Annotated in this window: 1 protein-coding gene; it reads right to left on the bottom strand. The window is 27.9% G+C overall.

Going from position 1 to position 366, the window contains the following annotated elements:
- Window positions 1-366: hypothetical protein (locus tag DEH80_RS17095; protein ID WP_133249321.1), on the bottom strand; the 366-nt coding region annotated here is incomplete at both ends.

Here is a 366-nt window from a genome sequence, read left to right as displayed (position 1 = left end):
TTTATCTGAATACCATCCGTTAACCAGTTTTTTGGAAATTCTGTTTCTGATAATTGAATCCCGTTATAGGTACATTTAACATGCATTTCTCGTTTCCAGTTCTTTAAATCCTGCGACCATTCGGGAAATTGAAATAATAACATACGAACAGTATTTTTAATTATTATTAATAAAGGTAATTTAATATATTTTCTAAGAGTTGATTGAGTTATTAASAGAGAACCTCTTATTACTTGAGCAAAAAAGAAAGTATCCCAAGCTTCTGCAATATCTATCCGTCGTTTTTCTTCTTTTTTGGATTTTTCCTTTTTTTCTTCCTCTTTTTTCTCAACTTTTTTTGTTTTTTCTTCGCTATAATTATAATTA

Origin of the sequence: Abyssibacter profundi (assembly GCF_003151135.1) — a bacterium.
GTDB lineage: Bacteria > Pseudomonadota > Gammaproteobacteria > Nevskiales > OUC007 > Abyssibacter > Abyssibacter profundi.
The sequence above is the reverse complement of the archived record's forward strand: the minus strand, read 5'-3'. Positions and strand labels throughout refer to the sequence as shown.